General features: G+C 38.0%; 3 protein-coding genes. All 3 read left to right on the forward strand.

Annotation, left to right across the window (positions count from 1 at the left end):
- The first annotated feature begins 387 nt into the window (after window positions 1–387).
- The 3 genes from H7254_RS13790 to H7254_RS13800 all read left to right on the forward strand — a co-directional run bounded on the left by H7254_RS13790 (window position 388) and on the right by H7254_RS13800 (window position 3,960).
- Window positions 388–2,283, forward strand: coding sequence for an ice-binding family protein (locus H7254_RS13790; RefSeq protein ID WP_301933517.1), 1,896 nt, complete (start codon window positions 388–390; stop codon window positions 2,281–2,283).
- A gap of 72 nt (window positions 2,284–2,355) precedes the next feature.
- Window positions 2,356–3,252, forward strand: coding sequence for a hypothetical protein (locus tag H7254_RS13795; protein WP_301933518.1), 897 nt, complete (start codon window positions 2,356–2,358; stop codon window positions 3,250–3,252).
- Window positions 3,253–3,633: 381 nt separating this feature from the next.
- Window positions 3,634–3,960, forward strand: coding sequence for a CHY zinc finger protein (locus H7254_RS13800; protein ID WP_301933519.1), 327 nt, complete (start codon window positions 3,634–3,636; stop codon window positions 3,958–3,960).
- Window positions 3,961–4,113: the final 153 nt, after the last annotated feature.

The following is a 4,113-nucleotide window of genomic DNA, read 5'->3' on the forward strand; positions in this document are numbered from 1 at the left end:
ATTGCCAGAAAGTTTACCATCCTCACCCAGCTTGCTATTCATTTAATTGGCTGCACCTGCTTTTTAGTAATTAGTTTACGACACTTGAATTGTTGTAGGATATGTATTTTGCGAGTACAAGCCAATTTAAATCTTTTTATATCTTAAGGTTTGCACCAAAAAGGTTAGAAAAGATATCGGGTAAAATAGTTTGTGATTTTTTCACAACCTGCATTGCAACATATATTCCTTTTTTACGTTAGGACTTGAGTAATCCTTTCTTATTACCTTGTTCAATGAAAATATGTCTATGAAAAACCTCATTACAATAGTATTTCTGGCGGGCCTTATTTTTTTCCAAAAACAAATTTTGGTCAATTACCTGATTTAGGCATTCTTTATAACTTTGTGCTTTTTACATCTAACGGATCCATTCCTAATACAGGGCAGTCAATTGTTTTAGGTAATATTGGTTCAAATGGAGGTGGTACAGTTACTGGTTTTGGTTCGCCGAGTATAGTGAGTGGTACTATTTATCAGTCTGATCCCACAACAGCTCAGGGAGCCAAAGATCTTCTATTAGCTTATAATGATCTTTATACAAGAACAGCAACAATGGCCGGCGGTGTAGTGTTAGTTGGCAGTACTGTTAATCCAGGGGTTTATTCTCAAGGTGGCGCAGGATCTTTAGCAGGTAATATTACACTTGACGCAAAAGGAGATTCAAATGCTTTGTTTATTTTTATAACAGGGGGAGCTTTAACTATTGGAGCAGGTACTTCAATTAGTCTGATAAATAATGCTTCTGCGGCAAATGTTTTTTGGGTTGCAAATGGAGCAATCTCCATGGCCACCATGTCAACTATGAAAGGAACCATGATTGCAAATGGCGCTATTTCTATTGGTGCCAATTGTAACACGGAAGGCAGAATGTTTTCAATTGATGGGGCTTTACCAACGTATAATCTTACGGCAGTCCTTCCATTAGATTATTCAACTACCATTTGGACAGGTGCAGGTGGTACCAATAAATGGTTTACGGCATCTAACTGGACCCATAATATTCCCGCTTCTTTTGTTAACGCACTAATACCTTCTACACTTTTTGCTGGCAGACTATTTCCACTGCTTGATTCTGGCACAGCAATCGTTGATTCGTTAACTATAGTGAGTCCTGGTTCCCTGGTTGTGCTATCAACGCTGCACGTAAAAGGGGCTATTATAAGTTCGGGTACCTTTGATATGAGCAATGGAACTTTGGAAATGAATGGTACAGTTGCACAAGTATTGGCAAGCGGGCTTTTTACAGGCAATACGATCAGTAATCTTATTTTAAGTAATAACACTACGCTTTCTGGCCCGCTAAGTATAGCAGGCACATTGTCTTTTAGTGGAAGTAATGATACTCTTACCACTGGTGGCTATCTTACCCTAAAGTCTACAGCATTAGGTACAGCCCGTATTGCGGATCTTACCAATGCCAGCCAAAATACAGGGAATGCCATTATTGGTACTGTAACTATAGAAAGATACATACCAAGGAAGCGTGCATGGCGGTTGTTATCTGCACCTGTTGCAGCTATGGGTGCACCAACTATTAATGCAGCATGGCAGGAAGGCAATGGAGGAACTGCAAATAGTTCAGTGTCAGGTTATGGTACTCAAATTACGGGTGGGTCTGCAATAAGTGGGTTTGATCAAAACATAACTGGCAACCCCTCTGTAAAAGTATTTATAAATGAATCAAATACGGTAGTAGGGTTACCTGCAACTGGTACTAATGTACCTATTAGTACGTATCCTGGTTATTTTATTTTTGTCAGGGGAGATAGGGAAACAAACTTAATGCAGGGTACTAATGCTGCACTTTCTAATACCACTTTACGTATCATTGGACAAACAAATAAGGACAGTATTGCTTCAGCAATCAATGCAGCTGGTATTACTATGGTAGGTAATCCATATTGTTCTACCATTAATTTTGATTTACTTTCAAAAATAAACGTAGCCAGCAAATTTTATGTTTGGGATGCCCAAACTGTCGGCAGCCTTGGATATGGCGGTTATGTAACAGTTTCTAAAAATGGAGCCACCTACGACGTAAGCCCGGCAGGAACTACCGTAACACAATACATTGCCAGCGGGGCAGCTTTTTTTACCGAATCTTCTAACGGGTTAAAAGGTCTGTTAACTATTAAGGAAGCTGATAAAAGTTCAGGGGGAAGTGACCAGTTGTTTAAAGAAATTGAAAGTCCTGTAGGTAAGGTGGCAGTAAATTTATTAAATTCAGATAGCTCATTATAACTTATTGATGGCATACTAACCACTTATGATAAAAATTCTGACAATGCCGTAAACAGACTGGATTCAAAAAAAATGTATAATCTTGCGGAAATTATTGCCATTGGCAGAGACAGTAGTTTTTTATCAATAGAACGCAGGCATACCATTGCAGATAATGATACCACTTTGCTAAAACTTTATCGGTTAAAACCTAAAACGTACACGTTAATGATAACAACATCAGCTTTGGATGGTAACGGACTTTCGGGGCAAATAAAAGATAGCTACTCAGCTACCATTAATAATACATTTATAAAACTTAACGGCAATACTGCAATTACTTTTACGGTTAATGCAGATTCTGCATCTTTTGCCGCTAATCGTTTCAGTATCGTTTTTAAAAGAACAATACCAACGATTGTAACCTACAAAGATGTACGTGCCTGCAATCAGCAAAATAATATTGTGGTAAGCTGGAATAATGCTACAGAAAAAAATATACGAAATTACAAAGTACAGGAGCAGCAATCGACTAACGATAGCAGCTTTGTTGAAGTTGCAACAATAGCTGTAAAATTAAATAATGATGGTATTGCAAATTATAGCTGGCTTGATGTTACCGCACAGGTTGGTACTCATTATTACCGCATTAAAGCAACGGATGTACAAGGAAATGTAACGTATAGCAGCATAGTAAACGCAACAATCCGTAATAATGCCGGACAAGTTCCTTCAATTAGGATACATGGAAATATTGTACATGGCAATACGGTAACGCTGGCGTTTATCAACGTTAAGGCAGGTGTTAACACTGCGTTATTGTATAACCTGCAGGGCCAGCTAATTAAAGAATTTAAAATAGCCCATGGTGGAGAAAATATTTCGTTGCATAATATTAATATAAACCGGAACCTGGCAACAGGCTGGTATCAATTAAAAGTATCAGGCAAATCAATAAATATTAAAGTGCCATTCTTTAAGCAACAATAAATATTGTTGTCGGAGGCAAGTTCAAAATTGATTTCTTTTACTTTTACTGTTTCTTCTGTCCCGCCGGGATTGTCGCCGGTATATTTTTCATGATAAAAAAGTCCTTATCAGCGAAACTGCTGCGTTTAACACTCTTCGCAGCGAACATACGCATATACTATACGTTACCGTTTTATAAATGTAAAAGTAAAGTTGTGATGCAGCTTTATAGCCATAGCAAAAAGTTATAAAAAAGCTGTGTTTACTGTATGCAGGTTGTGGCACGTTTCAGCGTGGGGGGGCGCAGGTAGTTTGTTAACCTTGAAGGAAGTGCGGAGAAAACCCTGGCAGCACGAAATCGTTTTTAGCCAGCTTTAAAGCTACTTGTATTATTTTTACAAAATGCACCCATACATAAAAGGCCAGCTTGTAGATGCCCATACCCGTTGCACTCATTATCATTCTTTACTTGATATTATTGCCATCAAATTTAAATGCTGCAATAGTTATTATGCCTGCATTCATTGCCACGAAGAGCACGCAAATCATCCACTACAGATTTGGAAAAAAGACGAATGGAATTACAAAGCTGTTTTTTGTGGCAACTGTACCTACGAATTAACCATCAACGAATATTTCAATTGTAAATATCATTGCCCCAGCTGTTCATCGGCTTTTAACCCAAAGTGCAGCAACCACAACCATTTATATTTTGACATGATCAGCTAATCTCTTTCAGGCGCAGGTGCTATTCTTTGTTTACAAATTCCTGCATTACAAATTTTGTTGGTTTTCCAGTCTGCGCAATTAATAATAAAAATATGCAGGATGTGTTTCTCCATTTCCAAATAGTATATCAATCCGGGGATTAGTATCGGTAGG

Source organism: Ferruginibacter sp., assembly GCF_014377975.1.
In the GTDB taxonomy this organism is placed as follows: Bacteria; Bacteroidota; Bacteroidia; order Chitinophagales; family Chitinophagaceae; genus Ferruginibacter.

Coding starts and splice junctions, on each gene's coding strand:
- H7254_RS13795 (WP_301933518.1), top strand. CDS start 2,356: ATGTATAATCTTGCGGAAATTATTGCCATTGGCAGAGACAGTAGTTTT.
- H7254_RS13800 (WP_301933519.1), top strand. CDS start 3,634: ATGCACCCATACATAAAAGGCCAGCTTGTAGATGCCCATACCCGTTGC.